This is a genomic window from Polynucleobacter sp. (genome assembly GCF_030693775.1).
Taxonomy (GTDB): domain Bacteria; phylum Pseudomonadota; class Gammaproteobacteria; order Burkholderiales; family Burkholderiaceae; genus Polynucleobacter.
Map to the genome: position 1 here is coordinate 105,648 of NZ_JAUXZY010000001.1, position 17,578 is coordinate 123,225.

Below are 17,578 nucleotides of genomic sequence, written 5' to 3' on the forward strand. Positions count from 1 at the left end.
ACTGTGTCTTTAATTACGCGTTAACAGCAGAGAGCAAAAAAAAATGCAAGCAAAATGGGGTATTCAAGGAATGGCGGTAGCGCCACACTCACTCGCGTCTGAATCAGCGCTTGCGGTCTTACGTGAAGGCGGCAATGCACTAGAAGCCATGATTTCAGCGGCGGCAACCATTGCTGTGGTCTATCCCCACATGAACTCCATTGGTGGTGACTCGTTTTGGGTAGTGCATGCTCCAGGTAAAGCCATGGGCGGTATTGATGCGTGCGGTGCATCAGCAGGATTAGCCACAAAGAAATGGTATGCAGACCAAGGCATCACTAAAGCTATTCCCTTTCGTGGCCCAGTCGCAGCCAACACGGTTGCTGGAACCATTTCAGGCTGGGGTGCTGCGCATGCTTTATCCAAAAAGGGCTTGGGTGGTAAATTGCCCTTATCTCGCCTGCTAGAGGATGCGATTCATTATGCAGAGGCCGGCGTACCTGTCACCCTCAGCCAATCCAGTTTGACAGAAAAAAAGCGCCCCGAGTTATCGTCCATTCCAGGCTTTGCTGAAACTTTTTTAGTGAATGGAAAAAGTCCAGAAGTCGGTAGCATTTTTAAGCAAGGCAGGCTTGCAGCCACTCTGCGGCAGATTGCAAAAAAAGGAACCAACGACTATTACCGCGGTGAACTGGCTGAGCTGCTCGCAAAAGAGCTAACAGCCATCGGCAGTCCATTGCGACTAGCGGACTTGCAGCGCCATCAGGCAAAACTAATTGACCCGCTTGAACTCAAACACAGCTTGGGAAATGTGTACAACATGACGCCACCCACTCAAGGTGTTGTTTCCCTCATGATCTTGGGCATTCTGGATCAGCTCAACTTAAAACGTTTTAATGTGGACAGTGCTGAGTACGTTCACCACTGCGTTGAAGCAACCAAGCAAGCTTTTCAAGTGCGCGATCAACACGTAACGGATCCGGCCTATATGTCGCATCATGCCCAGCACTTTTTAAGCCCTGATTTTTTAAAGAATTTAGCATCCAAGGTGGATGGTCAGAAAGCCCTGCCTTGGGGCGCTGGACGGGGGCCAGCCGATACCATTTGGATGGGCGTAGTGGATGGCGAAGGCCGATGCGTCTCCTTCATTCAAAGTATTTATCACGAGTTTGGCGCCGGTATTGTCTTGCCTAAATCTGGTGTGAATTGGCAAAACAGGGGTTGTAGTTTTTCATTGGACCCGCATAACTTAAACACCTTAGAGCCCCATCGCAAACCCTTTCACACTCTCAACCCTGCGCTGGCACTATTTAAAGACGGCCGATCGATGGTCTACGGAACGATGGGTGGCGATGGCCAGCCCCAAACACAATGCGCTGTATTTACGCGAACCGCGACCTACGGCCTCAATCCACAAGATGCTATCAGCAGACCACGCTGGTTACTTGGCAGAACCTGGGGTCAAACCAGTGACAGTCTCAAACTAGAGTCCCGCTTTGATAGCAAAGTGGTGTCACAACTTGCTGCCATGGGTCACGACATTGAAATGCTCAGTGATTTTGATGAAACAGTTGGTCATGCGGGCTGCATCATTCGGGAACCATCCGGCGTATTGCGTGGTGGATGGGACCCTCGTAGCGACGGCTCGGTTGCGGCTTTTTAAAAAACGGGGATGCTTCAGTAGATCCAAGGGATGAGTTTGCGTACTCGCCCTTGGTAGTCGGCATACGTAGAAAAACACTCTACCAACCACCGCTCTTCTTTGCGCGATTTGATATCAAAAAAGATAATTAAGGCTATTACGTAAATCCAGACCAATAGGGTTTGCTGTATTAGCCCCCAGCCCAAAGCCAACACAATCACCCCAAAATAAATCGGGTGGCGAACCCAGCCATATAAGCCAGTTTGCACGAGCTCAGCATTATCTTTTGGCTTAGGCAGTGGTGTGAGGTTTTTGCCTAAATGAACTGCTGCAATGATTGCAATACTGCTACCAACGATAAAAATAGCATAGCCAAGCCATTGAAGAGACTCATTTTGCACACCGCAAACTTCACTCGCATTGAGGCGAACCGGGCCAAAGAAAAGCATACCCAATAAAATAGCTTGCACCAGAACAAAACCAATTCCATTGCCTTTAAGTGATTTTGTTTGAGGCGCCATCGCTATATATACTCGGCTACCTCAACTAAGTTACCGTCCGGATCACGTAAATAAACCGAACGTATCGGACCCAAAGCACCGCGACGTGAAACTGGGCCAACATCAATTGGGATTTGTTGTGCCTCAAGGTGTTTGATGAAGTCATCCAATGGTACTGATGCAATCAAGCAAAAATCGCCAGAACCAATCGTCGGGATGCGTGCCTTGGTAGGCGTTTCTGTATTGCGGTCTTGCAAATTTATTTTCAATTGACCAAAGAGCAAAGCATGACGGGGCTGCCCTTCCGGCCCTCTAAAAAACTCACGCTCAAAGCCAAAGGCTTTTTCATAAAACTGAGTAGTGACTTCAATGTCCGTAACGGTGAGAACAATGTGGTCAATGCGATCAATTAAGGTATTCAAGGGATGCTCCTGTAATGGGGTTTACTTAAGGTAAAAAGGCGCCATCGGCCTCAAAGGCTTTGAGCGCGTCGCCCGTAATGCCAATTTCGGCTAAGACTGAATTCGTATGTTCACCTAATAAAGGCGGGTGCATGCGAACCTGTTGAGGTGTGCCCGATAACTTCACTGCAAATCCAATATTCGGAACCTTGCCTTCAATCGGATGATCAATTTCCATGCGCATTTGGCGGTGCTTGCCATGCTCGCTCTCGAATGCCTCGGGGTAGGTGTTGATTGGACCTGCCGGAATACCTTCAGCCAGCAATAGATCAACCCACTCTGCTCCCGTTTTAGTCACAAAGGTCTTTTCAAGCTCGATGACTAGCTCTTCACGGTTCGCAAGTCGCAATGGGTTCGTCATAAAGCGAGCATCGTTCATGAGCTCAGGCCGATTTATTTTCTCGCACAGCAAAGCCCACAACTTTTGATTTGTGGCGCCCATCACAAAGTAACCATCCGCTGCTTTCATTGCCTGGTATGGAGCGCTCATGTGATTGGCGGTACCTAGCTTGTAGGGTTCAACTCCAGTTCCCCAATACTGCGAGGTATCCCAAATGGAAAACGCCAATGCCGCATCAAATAAAGAGGCGTCAATAAACTGCCCTTCCCCGGTATTTTTCTTACCAATGTGCGCCGCCAAAATGGCATAGACCGCAAAGAGTGCGCAGCCAATATCAGCAACCGGAACACCTGCTTTTACCGGCGGGCCATCGGGATAGCCGGTGACGCTCATGACCCCCGACATCGCTTGAGCCATTAAATCAAAACCGGGGCGCTCTGCCCAGGGGCCGGTTTGACCAAATCCTGAAATGCTGGCGTAAACCAAGCCCGGGTTAATGTCTTTTAAAACCGCATAGTCAATCCCCAGTTTTTTCATGACTCCGGGGCGGTAGTTCTCAACCAAAATATCAGCAGTCTTCACTAGCTCAAAAAAGACTTGCTTGCCCGCTTTGCTTTTCAAATTGAGAGCAACGCTGCGCTTATTGCGGTTCATGTTTAAAAAGCCCATGCTATCGGAGCCTTTCATTTTGAAACCCATCGCGCCCCGGGTTTGATCCCCGGTACCCGGCGGCTCAATCTTGATCACATCTGCACCGAGATCAGCTAAGAGCATGCAGCAGTATGGTCCTGCCATCACTTGACTCACATCTAAGACGCGCACTCCGGCAAGTGGCAGTGGTCGATTGGCGGCCTGCAGCGGCTTATTTACATGTTGCGTGGAATTTGTCATGGTCTCACTTACTTAAACCGGTTCTTTTATATTTAGAATGAACCAATCGTCTAATATAAATCATTTATGAACACTTCGGCCACACCCCCTTCTACCGCACCTAAGCTTGCTCAAGTCCTGTTTTCTGTAGAAAACAATGTGGCACACATTACCTTTGATCATGTGGCTGCGCGTAACGCCATGACCGTGGGGATGTATGAGCGTCTGCGCAGTATTTGCCTGGAAATTGCCCAGACACCAAGCATTCGGGCGGTAGTTCTGCGCGGCGCGGGTGGTCAATCCTTTGTGTCTGGTAGTGATATTGCCCAGTTCAGCAGCTTTACTAGCGGCGCTGACGGCATTACTTATGAGGCCTCGATTGATAGTTACTTTGCGCCTTTAATTGACTTGCCGATTCCAACCATCGCCGTAGTGGAGGGTTTGGCCGTGGGTGGTGGTCTTGCAATTGCTAGCTGCTGCGATTTTCGGATCGCTACGCACGATGCTCGTTTTGGCGTCCCCATCGCCCGTACGCTCGGAAATTGCCTATCGGCTGGTAATGTTGCATGGCTGACGCATCATCTCGGCGTTGGTATCGTAAAGCGCATGCTGCTCTTAGCTGAGCTCGTGCCTGCGAACGAACTGCTTGCTAATGGCTTCATTCTGAAAACCTACTCCCCCGAAGAAATGGATAGCGCAGCAAGCACTTTAGCCAGAAAACTCAGCTCACTTGCCCCTGTGACGCAGAAAGCATCAAAAGCAACCATTCACCGCATCCTTCGGAGTCAATTACCCAATTGCGACGACTTAGTACGCGAATGCTATGGCAGCGCTGACTTTAAAACCGGCGTAAATGCCTTTTTAAGTGGAATACCCCCTAAGTGGGAAGGTAAATAGATTTAGACTACCGACCCGGTAAAAAAAACATATCACCGTCCTGACCACATAACACAGGCCTTTCTTTGTATTCAGGGCGGAGTTCTTATAGGCCAGTCCCTATCTAGACGGCAGTCCAGTTGCTAGGGGTAAACCGCTATATGGCTGAGAAGAAATTCAATGAAAAATAGCCTTTTGTTACAAGAACAACATGGCGGAAGACCGCTAGGATGAGACAAGATCATTAAAGGCACTGGGGTTTAATTGACCCTTGTCACTTTTTTAATATTGATTCTCAGCTAGACTGCTTTCGTTCCTTGAACTCCTGTATTGAATTTTTGAAGTACTGAATTACGTTAGAGCCAATTTTTTAATGAAGAAGGAAGAAGAATAATGATCAAAAACGCATTGATTGAGAAGTTACTAAAGACTGCGCTTTGCATGTCCTTGGTAACAGGTACTGCAGCAATTGCACAAGAATGGCCAGCTAAGCCCATTACATTTCTGAACCCATTCCCAGCAGGCGGTGGTACTGATGCGTTCGCACGCCCTCTAGCTGCCCAGTTAACCGAGCAACTTGGCAAGCAAGTGATTATTGATAACCGCGGCGGTGCTGGTGGTACCGTTGGCGCCTCTGCTGCAGCTAAAGCAGCACCTGATGGTTATAACTGGTTTGTGGGCGCTACGCACCACACCATCGCTCCTTCGATGTATAAGAATTTGGACTATGACATTGAGAAGAGCTTTATTCCAGTAGCCATGCTTGCAAACGTGCCCCAGGTCTTAGTTGTGAACCCACAAAAAGTGAGTGCGCGCAATGCCAAGGAATTCGTTGAGCTGATGAAAAAGAATCCAGGTAAGTTCAACTTCGCTAGCGCCGGCAGCGGTACAGTGCATCACTTGGCTGGCGAGCTCTATAAAATTCAAACCGGTACCTTTATTACTCACATTCCTTACCGCGGTGCAGGTCCAGCAATGAGTGACTTGTTAGCCGGTCAGGTTGATCTGGAGTTTGATGGCTTGGCAACGTCCGCACCGCAAATTAATGCTGGTAAGTTGGTGGCGATTGCAGTGGCATCGAAGAATCGCAATCCAGCTATTCCAAATGTACCTACCTTTGTAGAAGCTGGCATGCCTGACTATATCGTGTCAACCTGGTATTCGCTGTTTGCTCCACGCGGCACACCAAAGCCCATCGTTGACAAGATGATTGCTGAAGTTCAAAAAGCACTCAACACACCAAAACTCAAAGCAATTTGGGCGGCGAACGGCTCCGAGATTCCCAACCTCTACGGTGAAGAATTCGGCAAGCAAGTGAACGCAGACGTGAAGCGCTGGGCTGCTGTTGTAGCAAAATCCGGCGCTAAGCTCGATTAATTCGATCTAGCCCCACTGAAAAAGCCGCTGCATCAGCGGCTTTTTTCATGCCCGCTGTGCTATTCTCCGTACTGAGGTCTTATTGATCTCACGCGCTCGAAGAGCCAGATCGCCTAGAAACACGCAAGGGATCCATTTCTGAAAACGCCAGTCGTTTCAGCTCCATATCCTTCTTTCTGATTTCCTTTTTTTGTTCTTCCTGTTTTTTTTATTTGGTTTATTTTTGTATTGGTTTACATGTTATTTACAGAACTCGGTTTATCCGACCCTATCCTTTTAGCCATCAAAGAGCATGGCTATACCACCCCAACCCCAATTCAAAGCCAATCGATCCCTGCGGTTCTCAAAGGCGGTGATCTATTGGCAGCAGCCCAAACAGGTACTGGCAAAACCGCTGGCTTTACCCTGCCCATCTTGCAGCGCCTCATCACAGGAGCTCCACCAGCAGCAGGTAGTCGTCGCACGATTCGTGCGCTCATTTTGACGCCTACCCGTGAGTTAGCTGCGCAGGTCCATGAGTCTGTGATGACCTATGGCAAGTACACCAAACTCAAGTCCGCCGTCATTTTTGGCGGCGTTGGCCCTAACCCGCAACTCAAAGCCATCCAAAGTGGTCTCGATATCTTGGTGGCGACCCCTGGCCGTTTATTGGATTTCATGGGTCAGAACGCAGTCTCACTTAAAGGTGTTGAGATTCTTGTTTTGGATGAAGCAGATCGCATGCTGGACATGGGATTTTTGCGCGACATTAAAAAAATATTGGCAGCCTTACCGCAGCAACGCCAAAACCTCCTATTCTCAGCCACTTTCTCTACTGAGATTAAAGCCTTGGCCGACGGCCTTCTCAATTCGCCGGCATTGATAGAGGTGGCACGCAGCAATAGCACCAACGATGCCATCGCCCAAAAGATTCATCCGGTAGACCGTACTGCCAAACACCCTTTGTTAGCACACTTAATTAAATCGAATCAATGGGAGCAAGTGCTGGTCTTCACGCGGACCAAGCATGGGGCCAATAAACTGGTAACGCAATTAGAAAAGGATGGCATTACTTGTATGGCCATCCATGGCAATAAAAGCCAATCTGCTCGGACCAAGGCCTTGGCTGACTTTAAGGCGGGTAAGTTAACGGCCTTGATCGCCACCGACATTGCTGCCCGCGGTATTGATATTGATCAGCTGCCCCACGTGGTTAACTACGACTTACCCAATGTGCCAGAAGATTACGTCCACCGCATCGGCCGCACGGGCCGTGCTGGCTCTAATGGTGTTGCAGTTTCCTTGGTTTGCGTTGATGAGCATCAAATGCTACGTGACATCGAGCGACTAATTAAACAAACCTTGCCACAAGAAGTAATTGCTGGATTTGAGCCAGATCCGCATGCTAAACCGCAGCCTATTCAATTACGTAGTGGTCAAGGCCAGCGGCAAGGTCGAGGTCAGGGGCAGGCAAGTAAGAAGCCGACTGGAAATGCGCCAAGGCCGAGTAACGCACCACGACGCCCGCAATCGAGGCCAGCACGCAAGGCTAGTTAAGTATCTAAACTACGCAGCAGCTGGAAGATCTCGCGATACGCTTTGGGAGGCTTATTCAGCTCCTTTTCTTTTCGTGCGTTGCGAATAAGCGTACGAACATTTTGCACATCTAGGTCTGGAAAGCGCTCGATTAACTGAGTCAAGGCAGCATCATTGGCAATGAGTCGATCGCGCAGTGCCTCAAGCTGATGCAACTTTGCTGTCTCTACTTTGCCAGGCCCTTCAATAATCTCTAAGCGCTTTTCAATCGCAGCAATTTCCTCGGCATCGAGTGCGCGCATCAATTTACCTAAATACTGCTTATGGCGCCGCAGGGCTTCAAATGTTTTAATCTTTTGGGTTTGCGCAATCGCATCACGAATGTTCTCTTCCAGCGGAACGCTCTTGAGTGCATCGCTACTTAACTTCGATAACACTTCGGCCAATTTTTGGCGCTCGGTCATCTCGCGCTTTAATTCTGACTTACTCGGGCCTAGATCGTCTTCTTCGGGTTTCAATGGCATAAGGCGTATTTTAGTCGCAATCCCGCCCAGTGCCGATAGCCCGGCCTAAGCCTTTGGCTTGGATGAAGTATTGGGTGAAATTAAATCACGTACGTGGTGCGCTATCTTTAGCGCACTCACCGCAAATACCACGAGCTTACGAGCGCCTGCTGGCTTGTAACTTGCCAATAAGGCAAAAGCAGCATACATCAAAACACGGTTGTTTTGCATCAACTGAACCACGCCGAGACCGCGATCAACCCATGCCATTGGCCTTTGCCACACACGCATATCGGCCGCAATGGAATCCCGCTGTGCTGCCGATTTGGCAATCAAGCGCTGTTGCCGCTCCAAGAGTTTATTTAAGCGTGCGCTCATGCCAAATGATCCCGGTCTTTAACCAACTCGCCCAAACTGGCCTCAAACAATTTCGGCATCGAATTTATTTGGGCACGCACGAATAAAGCCAGGATGATGCCGATGGATAAAAAGCCGGCCGCCATTAATGACAACACGAATACGCGATGGGTATCCCAGTACAAAACCACAATCAAGATGGCAAGCAGCACTAGACCAAACAACACACTAAAGAGTGCGACGATGACAAGCACTAGAACCGAAAGAAGGCGCTGCCAGCCAATCTGAATATCACTCGAAAACAACTCCAAGCGGGTTTGAATAATCTCGAGTGCAGTCGATCCTGCATTTTTAAGCGATGAAAGCATTGCCTCTACTGACATGCGGATCCTCTTAGCGACGGCTAATTAATAGGCCGATCAGCAAGCCCAGGCCTGCTGCAATACCGATGGATTGCCACGGCTTCTCATGCACATACGCATCAGCATCGGCTGCTACCGCTTTGGCTTTTGCAGTTAACTCATCCTGCACGTCCATCAAATTGGTTTTTGCTTGCGCTAGCGAGTCCTGTGCCTGCGCTCGGATCTGCGCGATACCCTCACCGCCCTGGTCTGCAGTCGCCTGAAGTAATGCCTCGGCATCGGCTACCAAGGTCTTAAAGTCGGTAAGTAATTGCGCTGTATCAACGGGCTCCTTAGTCGACTTATCTACTTTGGGTTTGTGGTGGGTAGTCATTATGTGTTTTCCTATTCAGTGCATCAGCAATACGGTCATGCCAGCGTTGCCTATCTTAAACTGACTCAAATGCGGTTTGAGACTGGAGCGGCGTTTAATGACGGCATGGTAGCCATTGCTTCCAAACGCCAAGTCCTCACCAAAATAGTACTCGTCTACGCGATCTGAGAAGTAATTATTTTCTAGGGCGTCGCGCACTACCCATTTAATCTTGCCCCCAGAGCCGCTCGAGCCATAGCCATGGATCACAATCAAAGCCCGAATACCAGCCTCACTGGCAGCACGCACATGCTGGGTAAGGCGCTCCAGGGCCTCTTCTGCCGTTGGACCGCCCGCCTCTAAATTAATGACTACGGTATCAGTGAGGGCCTGCGGCAAATCGGTACTGCCGCAATGCGTGCAATGCCCCATTAATGGTCGGGGATTGCCGCACTCAAGGCATTCCGCAGGTAGCGTACGCTGGATTTTAGGCATTGGGGCACTATACCGAAGGAATATGCTGTAAGCGCAAAAGAAGAAGGGGTGAGTCGCAACCGACTCACCCCTTCTTTGGATCTCGCCATTTAGCCTAACTTAGGCCGATGCGCTGCTTATTCCCAGCCACCACCCAAAATGGAGTGCTTTTTATACTGCTCTTTTGCTTCGGCCGAAGACTCCTGGATAATGCTCACTAAAGTACTGAATTTATTGATTATTTCAGATAAAAATGAGGTATTTAATTCAATTTTTACTGAAGGGCTTGTAATAGTCTGGTTCATGAAATGCTCCGATTTAAGGGTTAATATCTAAGGGTTAATACTTAGATCATACCTGATTTCGTTGCAGTGCGTCAGACTACGATGATTTTGCCAGCGGGAGGTTAAACAGGAGGTTTTGGGGCTTTAATTTGAGCTCATTTTTCTCGTTCATTGCAATTGCCATATACACATTCCGTCCTGCAAACTCAGGTCGTGTATCGGTCGAATTAATAAACTCCAAACGAAATAAGCACAGTAAGCGCGCCATATCAGGCTCATCAACCGATTCTTTGTTGTACAGCGCATTGAGAATTTCAGTCGAAGATGCATCGAGGCCCACATGCCAGACCCAATTGGGATCGCTAACCTCTTTCAGGGGCTTGATTTTGACGTCGACCCCTAAAAAATGGTGAATCCATTTTTGCAGCACACTGCAAAAGCTACGTGTTGTAGGCTGACTATAGTTAAGCTGAACCGCAAAATCAAAGTCTTCATTGCGCTCCCAATAGTTGCTGGCATTTTCTTCATGCAACACATCCAAATCGACCGATTGGGAAGCCATCGTGCCTTGCTTGAGTAAATCCACAATGCTACCGAACTGATCGGCCTTCGCACTGCGCTCAATCGTCTGGGCATCGGCGGCCATCACTACCCCGCCCTCCTGAATGGAAATCGCCTGCGTTCTAAAAAAGAGCTCTGCCATTCGTAGCTCAAGCGGTGCGGCGTCTTCACCCAAGATGTGTTGTAAAAAGACCTGGGTTAGCTGAGTAATAAATAAAGGGGGTACATCAACGCCCTCGCCCTCAAATAAGCTCATGTAAAAGTTTTCGAGTGAGGTCGCCTTGAGGAGCTTAGCGCGGTAACGTAACCAAATGCCGTAATTGACTTGGATGTCAGCATCCTGCATCTGGACAATTTCGGCTTCACTGATTTCTGCGCGGGGGTTTTCAAGCAAACGCTGATGAAGGGCTCGCTCAGCCGCACACGACTCGGGAATTAAGGCAAGCTCAGGCCGCTCCAAATAGGTACGCAAAAAATCATCCGTCACGATTAACTGGTTATCGGGACTAACACGAAGGTGGCGATACGGGCTACTGGACCAATAAGAAGGCATAAAAACTCGCTCAGCAAACAATCAAAAGAAATACAACACATGCGATTGTCACCTAATTTAGGGCGCTTTCGAATGTAGGTATGTTTAATTTAGTAGATTACATAAAATAACGGGGCAATAATCACCAAAAATGTAACAATAATCCGATGAATGCCTTTCGCTCCCTTCTAATTGGCCTTGTTTTATTTGCTTCGGCCGCAATCGGTGCTACCCCCCTTACCCCTGGCCTCGTGGTTGCCATCAGCGATGGCGATACCATTACCTTGCTAACGGAAGACAAACAGCAGCTCAAAATTCGCTTGGCTGGAATTGATACCCCGGAAAAAAAGCAAGCCTTTGGCACAAAGGCACGCGATCATTTGGCCAGCCGCATTTTTAAACACGATGTGGAAGTAGATTTACGAAAAAAAGACCAGTATGGACGCCATCTTGGTGTGATTTACCTTGGTGGGGTCGATATCAACCAAAGTATGATTCAGGATGGTTACGCCTGGTTCTACAAACACTATGCCAAAGACCAGCCTAAGGAAGAAGCACAGCGCTATGCAAAGGCAGAGGCGGATGCGCGCTCAAAGCAACGGGGCTTGTGGGCAGACCCCAATCCGGTACCACCTTGGGAATTTCGTAAAGAAGCTAAAGACCAGGCCCGCGCAGCGAAAGCAGCAACCAGCTATCGCTTCTGAATATAGTAGCCATACACGCAGCGGGTCCCGCCTCGTGCAGGATTATGCGTATCGTGAATTACCCCATCGATCACCGCACTGAGGTGTTTGGATACTTTCACAATCAGTCTTCCAGCGGGAATTTCGTGCTGGCGCAAGTGCACTTGACAACCCTGCCCTACTGCCATGGTTGGCACCCATTCAAAGCCTAAGCTCAAAATGTAATCATGAAACACAGCACGATGATTGCCGTTGCGCGGCGTAGAGCCCCGCACTGCAATGTGCTTAGCGAGGCGACTGGTGCGGCCCTCAGCATAGTTTGCATTGGCATTGCGCAGGGCCTCATAGACCTCAAGGTAGGGACGCTGTGCGGCGATGGCAATGGCCCTGACCACACAATCACCCGCATCGCCCTGAAAACCCGCAGCCATTCTGCCGCCGTCATGGCGAACATAGCCAAGGGCTGCAGTAGGTTGGCCAGCAAGAAAACGGTAAATGCGCTTGAGCATTACTTCAAAGGTGGGTAATTATGGCTTGCCCAAATAATCCCGTTTACCAATCTCTACGCCGTTATGGCGCAATATGGCATACGCAATCGATACATGAAAGTACACATTGGGAATGGCATGGCCTAGTAAAAATTGCATACCGGTGTAATGGGTTTCTTTATCACCCCGCTTGGTCACGATGGCCTTCTCTTCGGTTCCGTCGAGCTGGGCTGGTGTGAATCCTTCGATAAAGGCGATAGTCTTTGCAATCCGTGCCTGCAGTTCGGCCACGCTCGTTTCATTGTCTTCATATACTGGGATATCGACACCAGCCAAACGGGCAACAACCCCTTTTGCGGTATCGCTAGCGATTTGTACCTGCCGAGTGAAATTGAGCATATCTGGAAAGAGTCTAAATTGCAGTAGCGCTGCCGGATCGATTTTCTTGGCATCAATGTAGGCCTGAGTTTTATCCAAAATGGCAGATAAATTGCGCATACTGTTAATCAGGCGTGGCGCGCTGGCCTGGTACATGGAAATAGTCATAAAAAAGGGGTTGATCCAGTGAGTTGAGTTGCTATCAGCATACTCGACTTAAAATACGGTTTTCACTTTCTTACCAAAGCAACCATGGAACTCCTGCCCTGCATTGAAATGCAAACCTCCGATAACCCAAGCGCTGCCATTATCTGGCTGCATGGCCTTGGCGCCGACGGCAATGACTTTGCCTCCCTTGTCCCCCAATTGGACTTAGGTGGCCTGCCCGGAATCCGCTTTGTCTTTCCAAGCGCCCCAAGCATGCCCGTCACGGTCAACGGCGGCTATGTAATGCCAGCCTGGTACGACATCATTGGCAGAAGCGATAGTGACCCAGAAGATGCGAGCGGTATTCAGAATTCAGCTAAAGCCATTGGCGCCCTGATAGAGCGGGAAGCGAGCCGCGGCATCGCCTACCAGAACATTGTGTTGGCTGGCTTTTCCCAAGGCTGCGCGATGGTACTGCATACAGGACTTCGCTTTCCACGGCGCCTGGCCGGCATTATGGCGCTCTCCGGCTATCTACCTTTAGCTTCGAGCTTGTCGGCCGAGCGCAATCCGGCCAATCAAGATACGCCTATCTTTTTAGCGCATGGCGACTGGGATGCGGTAATCATTCCAGAGCGTAGCGAACGGTCGCGTGATTTTCTGCAAGCCAATGGCTACGATGTGCAGTGGAAAAACTACCCAATGGAGCACTCTCTGCACCCCATTGAGGTAATTGATATTGGGCATTTTTTACGGCGCGTACTGGCATCATGATTGGACCTTCACGGTCCAATACAGCGCATCTCTTTAGGTAGTTTTGCTGTGTTTTGCTGCGATGAGCAACAAGGCAGTACCCACTAAGCCAGACAATAAGGAGCCGCACAGAACACCAATTTTGAGTTGCAAGGTGTAGCTCGGATCGAGGCCAATAAACGCCAATCCGCCGACAAAAAGACTCATCGTAAAGCCGATGCCGCACAAAATGCTGATGCCCAGTAATTGCAAGGTGTTGGCGCTAGCAGGCGCCTTTACCCAGCCCATCCGAATGAGTAAGTAACTTACACCAAAAACCCCAACGGTTTTGCCAACAAACAAGCCAAGAATAATTCCGAGCGGAATGGGTGCAAGCAATGTATCGAGCGTCACACCCGATAAAACAACCCCCGCGTTCGAGAACGCAAAGACAGGCAAGATCAAAAATGCGACCCACGGATGCAATCCATGTTCAAGCGTTTCCAGTGGTGAGTGGCCCTGACTATCGCGCATTGGAATCGCTAATGCAGTAGCAACACCAGCCAATGTGGCATGCACACCTGACTTCAATACAAAAAGCCACATCACAATGCCCACCACAATGTAGACATCGACCCGAGTAATCTTGAGTCTATTGAGAATAAATAAAACGAATCCAGCACCAAAGGCGCCGAGCAGCATCGTGAGCGATAAAGAAGAGGTATAGAACAGCGCAATAATCACAATCGCCAAGAGGTCGTCAATAATCGCAACTGCGGTTAAAAATACCTTAAGCGAGAGCGGTACTTTGCTACCCAATAAAATAACGATGCCCAATGCGAAAGCAATATCCGTGGCAGCGGGTATCGCCCAACCCTGCAAAGCGGCAGCATCTCCTTGATTGAGTGCAACGTAGATCAAGGCAGGAACAGCCATACCGCCTAGAGCCGATAGTGCTGGCAACGTTAATTGGCCCGGGCCAGATAATTCACCGACCAAAAACTCCCGTTTGATTTCTAGGCCGACCAAGAAAAAGAATGCAGCCATCCATAGGTCGTTGACCCAAACAATCAGGGGTTTTGATAAAACCAAACCACCATCGCCGATAGCTATCTCCCCTGGAATGGCTAAAAAGGCTTGGTACCAATCGCCATAAGAGGAATTACTTACAAGCAGAGCAGCGATCGCGGCCAGCGCCAAAATAATGCCGCCGGATGACGCATTGGAAAAGAAGGTAAAGAGCGATTTGTGTTTATTTTTATTGCCCATGGCAATGGTTTTCCAATTAGTAATGATGCAGTTAGCCGCATGAAATACAAACTGTATTAAAGCATTCTGGCGTAAATATAAATAACCCTTGCATTTATAGTTATTGCAAGCAAGGTCAGATACCGACTGGGAGTTACACCTTAAGCACTCCCAGCAAGGGGTAGATTTGTTTCCTGAGCTTCAACTACCGCTTATTTTCAGCATCGGATGTCCACTCCAGAACGAGATGATAGGTCACTGCCAGCAGAACAGGCCCTAAGAATGCACCAATCACTCCAAACGCAATCACTCCGCCCAGCACACCTAAGAAAACCACCACAAAGGGTAAGTTCGAGCCCCTACTAATGATGAAGGGTTTAATGATGTTATCGACTGTGCTGACAAGTAAGAAGCCCCACGCTAATACGAAAATAGCCCAGCCCGTTTCGTTCTGCTGAAACAGCCAGAATGCAGCCCCACCCCAAACTAAAGGCGGGCCCACTGGCACCACCGATAAAAAGAACGTAATTAAGCCCAGCAAGATCGAGGATGGTATCCCTGCTATCGCAAATCCAATTGCTGCGAGCACGCCTTGAGCCAATGCAGTACCTAATACACCGTAGATAACACCATGCACTGTCTCAGCGGCAACGGCAATCAGACCTTCACCCCGTTCACCGCTCAGTCGTTTTGCAAAGACCGAGAGTTTGCTCGATAAACTACTACCGTGTAAAAAGAAAAAGAAAGTCAAGAATACCGACAGAGCCATGTCCAGAACGCCCTGCAATGCAATCCGTCCGCTGGCCAACGCAAAAGCCTGCAAGGGTGCCGCCAAGGTCTGCAGTTCGACTTTAAGCCGCGCTTTATCATGAACAAATTGCTGCAAGTAATTTGCGATCGCATCGCCAAAGATAGGAACATAGTGCGGCCACTGCAGCACCTCCTCTGGCAACCCATCCTGAAAGTTAAGAATGATATTGGCAGTGATGTCGCTGATGTTGTCGGAGAGCGCGAGCGCAACTGCCGATATGGGGCCTAGTAATACAACCGTTACAAGCAAAGTCATTACCAAAGCCGTCAGTAGGCGGCGATTACCAAACCAGCGGTCAAGGCGCTTAAAGATACCCCAAGTACTCGTTACTAAAATAGCGGCCCAGGCCAGTGAGGTTAGAAAGGGCCAAATGACCAATAGGCAACCAATACCAAGACCAAGCGAGGCTATCAAAACGGCAAGGCGATTCGTAATGAATGGGTTCACGATTTGGATTTTGCTCTTATCAATTACTACGACCTCAGTGAAGCAATCAAGTGCCTAGAAAAACAAAGAGCCCCAATACAGGGGCTCATTTGCACAATCTGGCGGAGACGAGAGGATTCGAACCTCCGATCAGAGTTTTAGCCCCGATGCTCCCTTAGCAGGGGAGTGCCTTCGACCAGCTCGGCCACGTCTCCGTATTTCAAAACAGCCCACAGTTTAACGGATGCGCCGTTTCTATGGGATTTTCTTACTTTTGATCGAGTTCAAATGCCTTATGCAGGGCACGTACGGCTAACTCCATGTACTTTTCATCAATCACGACTGAGATCTTTATCTCACTTGTCGAAATCATCAGAATATTGATGCCTTCTTCCGATAAGGTCCGGAACATTTTGCTGGCTACGCCAACATGCGAACGCATACCAACACCAACGACAGATACCTTCGATACTTTAGGATCACCCGCGATTTCTTTGGCCTCAATGTGGGCCTGCACGGTATTTTTGAGCAGATCCATGGCTTTTTGGTAATCGGCCCTGGGTACGGTAAAGGTAAAGTCCGTTTTGCCATCCACCGACTGATTCTGAATAATCATGTCAACGTCGATGTTAGCATCGGCTATGGGGCCCAGAATTTGATAAGCAATACCAGGGCGATCCGGTACGCTGAGTACGGTAATTTTCGCTTCATCGCGGGCAAAGGCGATGCCTGAAATAACGGCGGCTTCCATGGTGCTGTCCTCTTCAAATGTAATCAAGGTACCCGACTTCATTTCCATATCGAGGGGTATCAGTGGGTCGGTCAACGACGACAGAACCCGGGTTTTGACTTTGTATTTACCAGCAAACTCAACCGAACGAATTTGCAATACCTTCGAGCCGAGGCTGGCCATTTCCAACATCTCTTCAAAAGTGATCTTATCCAGGCGTCGGGCATCTTCACACACTCGTGGATCGGTGGTGTAAACCCCATCCACATCGGTATAAATCAAACACTCGTCTGCTTTGAGTGCGGCCGCCATTGCTACCGCGGAGGTGTCGGAACCGCCACGACCTAAGGTCGTAATATTGCCGTTGGGGTCGACCCCCTGAAAGCCGGTGACGACGACTGCCCTGCCGGCGTTGAGATCGGCCATGATCTTTTGATCATCGATGCCCATAATGCGCGCTTTCGTGAATGCCGAGTCAGTATGAATGGTGACTTGCCAGCCCGCGTAACTGACTGCATCGATGCCTTCTTTGTGAAGCGCCAAGGCTAATAAACCCGAGCTCACCTGCTCGCCAGTGGAGGCAATTTGATCCAACTCCCTTGGATTGGCGCTCGGGTTAATGTCGCGAGCAAGGCCAAGTAAGCGATTGGTTTCACCGGACATTGCCGATGGAACGACCACGACCTGGTGGCCAGCACGCATCCATTTAGCGACGCGTTTGGCGACATTCTGGATGCGCTCAACCGAGCCCATCGAGGTGCCACCGTATTTGTGAACAATTAATGCCATAAAGTGTGCAGTTTTAAAAGAAGCAAATTGCTAAAAAAGCTATTTTACAGTCTTCTTCTCCCAATCGACCCTGATGGCTTGACGACAGTCTGCAGACTAACTAGAATAAGTGTTACTAAAGTAACACCTTAAGGCAATCATTTTGCATTTACACCGGTTCT

General features: G+C 49.2%; 21 protein-coding genes and 1 tRNA gene. 6 read left to right on the forward strand and 16 right to left on the reverse strand.

What is annotated here, in order from left to right; translation table 11 throughout:
- Positions 1-43 precede the first annotated feature (43 nt).
- Positions 44-1,642, forward strand: a complete 1,599-nt coding sequence (locus tag Q8M75_RS00535; protein WP_305485026.1) for a gamma-glutamyltransferase family protein — start codon at positions 44-46, stop codon at positions 1,640-1,642.
- 14 nt (positions 1,643-1,656) lie between these two features.
- Here the strand turns inward: Q8M75_RS00535 and Q8M75_RS00540 are convergent, their stop codons facing one another.
- From Q8M75_RS00540 to Q8M75_RS00550, 3 genes are read right to left on the reverse strand one after another with little or no spacing between them, the layout of a single operon-like run.
- Positions 1,657-2,142, reverse strand: coding sequence for an isoprenylcysteine carboxylmethyltransferase family protein (locus tag Q8M75_RS00540; RefSeq protein ID WP_305485029.1), 486 nt, complete (start codon positions 2,140-2,142; stop codon positions 1,657-1,659).
- Between the two features lie 2 nt (positions 2,143-2,144).
- The gene (locus Q8M75_RS00545) at positions 2,145-2,543 is read right to left on the reverse strand and encodes a VOC family protein (protein ID WP_305485031.1); all 399 of its coding nucleotides are present in this window, start codon (positions 2,541-2,543) and stop codon (positions 2,145-2,147) included.
- Between the two features lie 25 nt (positions 2,544-2,568).
- A complete protein-coding gene (locus Q8M75_RS00550; RefSeq protein ID WP_305485032.1) occupies positions 2,569-3,813 on the reverse strand; it encodes a CaiB/BaiF CoA-transferase family protein in 1,245 nt (414 codons plus the stop codon).
- Positions 3,814-3,879: 66 nt separating this feature from the next.
- Here Q8M75_RS00550 and Q8M75_RS00555 point away from each other — a divergent pair, with 66 nt between their 5' ends.
- The 3 genes from Q8M75_RS00555 (at position 3,880) to Q8M75_RS00565 (ending at position 7,581) form a co-directional block, all read left to right on the forward strand.
- A complete protein-coding gene (locus Q8M75_RS00555; RefSeq protein WP_305485035.1) occupies positions 3,880-4,689 on the forward strand; it encodes an enoyl-CoA hydratase/isomerase family protein in 810 nt (269 codons plus the stop codon).
- Positions 4,690-5,109: 420 nt separating this feature from the next.
- Entirely contained in the window at positions 5,110-6,045 is a 936-nt protein-coding gene (locus Q8M75_RS00560; RefSeq protein ID WP_305485215.1) for a tripartite tricarboxylate transporter substrate binding protein, read from the forward strand.
- A 237-nt stretch (positions 6,046-6,282) separates the two neighbouring features.
- Positions 6,283-7,581 (forward strand): DEAD/DEAH box helicase, encoded by a 1,299-nt coding sequence (locus Q8M75_RS00565; protein WP_305485037.1) that lies wholly within the window; start codon positions 6,283-6,285, stop codon positions 7,579-7,581.
- On the opposite strand, the gene yjgA is transcribed toward Q8M75_RS00565, so the two are convergent.
- The 7 genes from yjgA to Q8M75_RS00600 all read right to left on the reverse strand — a co-directional run bounded on the left by yjgA (position 7,578) and on the right by Q8M75_RS00600 (position 11,006).
- The gene (gene yjgA / locus Q8M75_RS00570; RefSeq protein WP_305485039.1) at positions 7,578-8,084 is read right to left on the reverse strand and encodes a ribosome biogenesis factor YjgA; all 507 of its coding nucleotides are present in this window, start codon (positions 8,082-8,084) and stop codon (positions 7,578-7,580) included. The genes Q8M75_RS00565 and yjgA overlap by 4 nt on opposite strands.
- Before the next feature lie 45 nt (positions 8,085-8,129).
- Entirely contained in the window at positions 8,130-8,441 is a 312-nt protein-coding gene (locus tag Q8M75_RS00575; protein WP_305485042.1) for a YqjK family protein, read from the reverse strand.
- Positions 8,438-8,803: a phage holin family protein gene (locus tag Q8M75_RS00580; protein WP_305485045.1), complete on the reverse strand. Its 366-nt coding sequence runs from the start codon at positions 8,801-8,803 to the stop codon at positions 8,438-8,440. Before Q8M75_RS00580 ends, Q8M75_RS00575 begins: the two co-directional genes overlap by 4 nt.
- A 10-nt stretch (positions 8,804-8,813) precedes the next feature.
- Positions 8,814-9,155: a YqjD family protein gene (locus Q8M75_RS00585; RefSeq protein ID WP_305485048.1), complete on the reverse strand. Its 342-nt coding sequence runs from the start codon at positions 9,153-9,155 to the stop codon at positions 8,814-8,816.
- A 15-nt stretch (positions 9,156-9,170) separates the two neighbouring features.
- Positions 9,171-9,629: a Smr/MutS family protein gene (locus Q8M75_RS00590; protein WP_305485050.1), complete on the reverse strand. Its 459-nt coding sequence runs from the start codon at positions 9,627-9,629 to the stop codon at positions 9,171-9,173.
- A gap of 116 nt (positions 9,630-9,745) precedes the next feature.
- Complete coding sequence (locus tag Q8M75_RS00595) at positions 9,746-9,913, reverse strand: hypothetical protein (RefSeq protein WP_305485052.1); 168 nt, start codon at positions 9,911-9,913, stop codon at positions 9,746-9,748.
- A gap of 76 nt (positions 9,914-9,989) precedes the next feature.
- Positions 9,990-11,006, reverse strand: coding sequence for a DUF6352 family protein (locus Q8M75_RS00600; protein ID WP_305485054.1), 1,017 nt, complete (start codon positions 11,004-11,006; stop codon positions 9,990-9,992).
- A gap of 146 nt (positions 11,007-11,152) precedes the next feature.
- On the opposite strand from Q8M75_RS00600, the gene Q8M75_RS00605 reads away from it, so the two are divergent.
- A complete protein-coding gene (locus tag Q8M75_RS00605) occupies positions 11,153-11,689 on the forward strand; it encodes a thermonuclease family protein (RefSeq protein WP_305485056.1) in 537 nt (178 codons plus the stop codon).
- Here Q8M75_RS00605 and Q8M75_RS00610 read toward each other — a convergent pair.
- Both Q8M75_RS00610 and Q8M75_RS00615 read right to left on the reverse strand, forming a co-directional pair.
- A complete protein-coding gene (locus tag Q8M75_RS00610) occupies positions 11,677-12,177 on the reverse strand; it encodes a hypothetical protein (protein ID WP_305485057.1) in 501 nt (166 codons plus the stop codon). The two genes, Q8M75_RS00605 and Q8M75_RS00610, sit on opposite strands and share 13 nt — an antisense overlap.
- Positions 12,178-12,195: 18 nt before the next feature.
- Complete coding sequence (locus Q8M75_RS00615; protein WP_305485059.1) at positions 12,196-12,702, reverse strand: DUF1993 family protein; 507 nt, start codon at positions 12,700-12,702, stop codon at positions 12,196-12,198.
- An 84-nt stretch (positions 12,703-12,786) separates the two neighbouring features.
- Between Q8M75_RS00615 and Q8M75_RS00620 the strand changes: the two genes are divergently transcribed.
- On the forward strand, positions 12,787-13,455 hold the full coding sequence (locus tag Q8M75_RS00620; RefSeq protein ID WP_305485061.1) for an alpha/beta hydrolase: 669 nt from the start codon (positions 12,787-12,789) through the stop codon (positions 13,453-13,455).
- 33 nt (positions 13,456-13,488) lie between these two features.
- On the opposite strand, the gene nhaA is transcribed toward Q8M75_RS00620, so the two are convergent.
- The 4 genes from nhaA to Q8M75_RS00640 all read right to left on the reverse strand — a co-directional run bounded on the left by nhaA (position 13,489) and on the right by Q8M75_RS00640 (position 17,417).
- Positions 13,489-14,682, reverse strand: coding sequence for a Na+/H+ antiporter NhaA (gene nhaA / locus Q8M75_RS00625; RefSeq protein ID WP_305485063.1), 1,194 nt, complete (start codon positions 14,680-14,682; stop codon positions 13,489-13,491).
- Positions 14,683-14,866: 184 nt separating this feature from the next.
- Positions 14,867-15,919, reverse strand: coding sequence for an AI-2E family transporter (locus Q8M75_RS00630; RefSeq protein ID WP_305485065.1), 1,053 nt, complete (start codon positions 15,917-15,919; stop codon positions 14,867-14,869).
- Positions 15,920-16,018: 99 nt separating this feature from the next.
- Positions 16,019-16,113 (reverse strand) — tRNA-Ser (locus tag Q8M75_RS00635).
- A 53-nt stretch (positions 16,114-16,166) separates the two neighbouring features.
- Positions 16,167-17,417 (reverse strand): aspartate kinase, encoded by a 1,251-nt coding sequence (locus Q8M75_RS00640; protein WP_305485067.1) that lies wholly within the window; start codon positions 17,415-17,417, stop codon positions 16,167-16,169.
- Between the last annotated feature and the right edge of the window lie 161 nt (positions 17,418-17,578).

What these genes read in the sequence shown, in the direction of transcription:
- Q8M75_RS00535 (WP_305485026.1), top strand. Translation starts at nt 44, where the DNA reads ATGCAAGCAAAATGGGGTATTCAAGGAATGGCGGTAGCGCCACACTCA.
- Q8M75_RS00540 (WP_305485029.1), bottom strand. Translation starts at nt 2,142, where the DNA reads ATGGCGCCTCAAACAAAATCACTTAAAGGCAATGGAATTGGTTTTGTT.
- Q8M75_RS00550 (WP_305485032.1), bottom strand. Translation starts at nt 3,813, where the DNA reads ATGACAAATTCCACGCAACATGTAAATAAGCCGCTGCAGGCCGCCAAT.
- Q8M75_RS00555 (WP_305485035.1), top strand. Translation starts at nt 3,880, where the DNA reads ATGAACACTTCGGCCACACCCCCTTCTACCGCACCTAAGCTTGCTCAA.
- Q8M75_RS00560 (WP_305485215.1), top strand. Translation starts at nt 5,110, where the DNA reads ATGTCCTTGGTAACAGGTACTGCAGCAATTGCACAAGAATGGCCAGCT.
- Q8M75_RS00565 (WP_305485037.1), top strand. Translation starts at nt 6,283, where the DNA reads ATGTTATTTACAGAACTCGGTTTATCCGACCCTATCCTTTTAGCCATC.
- yjgA (WP_305485039.1), bottom strand. Translation starts at nt 8,084, where the DNA reads ATGCCATTGAAACCCGAAGAAGACGATCTAGGCCCGAGTAAGTCAGAA.
- Q8M75_RS00575 (WP_305485042.1), bottom strand. Translation starts at nt 8,441, where the DNA reads ATGAGCGCACGCTTAAATAAACTCTTGGAGCGGCAACAGCGCTTGATT.
- Q8M75_RS00580 (WP_305485045.1), bottom strand. Translation starts at nt 8,803, where the DNA reads ATGTCAGTAGAGGCAATGCTTTCATCGCTTAAAAATGCAGGATCGACT.
- Q8M75_RS00585 (WP_305485048.1), bottom strand. Translation starts at nt 9,155, where the DNA reads ATGACTACCCACCACAAACCCAAAGTAGATAAGTCGACTAAGGAGCCC.
- Q8M75_RS00590 (WP_305485050.1), bottom strand. Translation starts at nt 9,629, where the DNA reads ATGCCTAAAATCCAGCGTACGCTACCTGCGGAATGCCTTGAGTGCGGC.
- Q8M75_RS00595 (WP_305485052.1), bottom strand. Translation starts at nt 9,913, where the DNA reads ATGAACCAGACTATTACAAGCCCTTCAGTAAAAATTGAATTAAATACC.
- Q8M75_RS00600 (WP_305485054.1), bottom strand. Translation starts at nt 11,006, where the DNA reads ATGCCTTCTTATTGGTCCAGTAGCCCGTATCGCCACCTTCGTGTTAGT.
- Q8M75_RS00605 (WP_305485056.1), top strand. Translation starts at nt 11,153, where the DNA reads ATGAATGCCTTTCGCTCCCTTCTAATTGGCCTTGTTTTATTTGCTTCG.
- Q8M75_RS00610 (WP_305485057.1), bottom strand. Translation starts at nt 12,177, where the DNA reads ATGCTCAAGCGCATTTACCGTTTTCTTGCTGGCCAACCTACTGCAGCC.
- Q8M75_RS00615 (WP_305485059.1), bottom strand. Translation starts at nt 12,702, where the DNA reads ATGACTATTTCCATGTACCAGGCCAGCGCGCCACGCCTGATTAACAGT.
- Q8M75_RS00620 (WP_305485061.1), top strand. Translation starts at nt 12,787, where the DNA reads ATGGAACTCCTGCCCTGCATTGAAATGCAAACCTCCGATAACCCAAGC.
- nhaA (WP_305485063.1), bottom strand. Translation starts at nt 14,682, where the DNA reads ATGGGCAATAAAAATAAACACAAATCGCTCTTTACCTTCTTTTCCAAT.
- Q8M75_RS00640 (WP_305485067.1), bottom strand. Translation starts at nt 17,417, where the DNA reads ATGGCATTAATTGTTCACAAATACGGTGGCACCTCGATGGGCTCGGTT.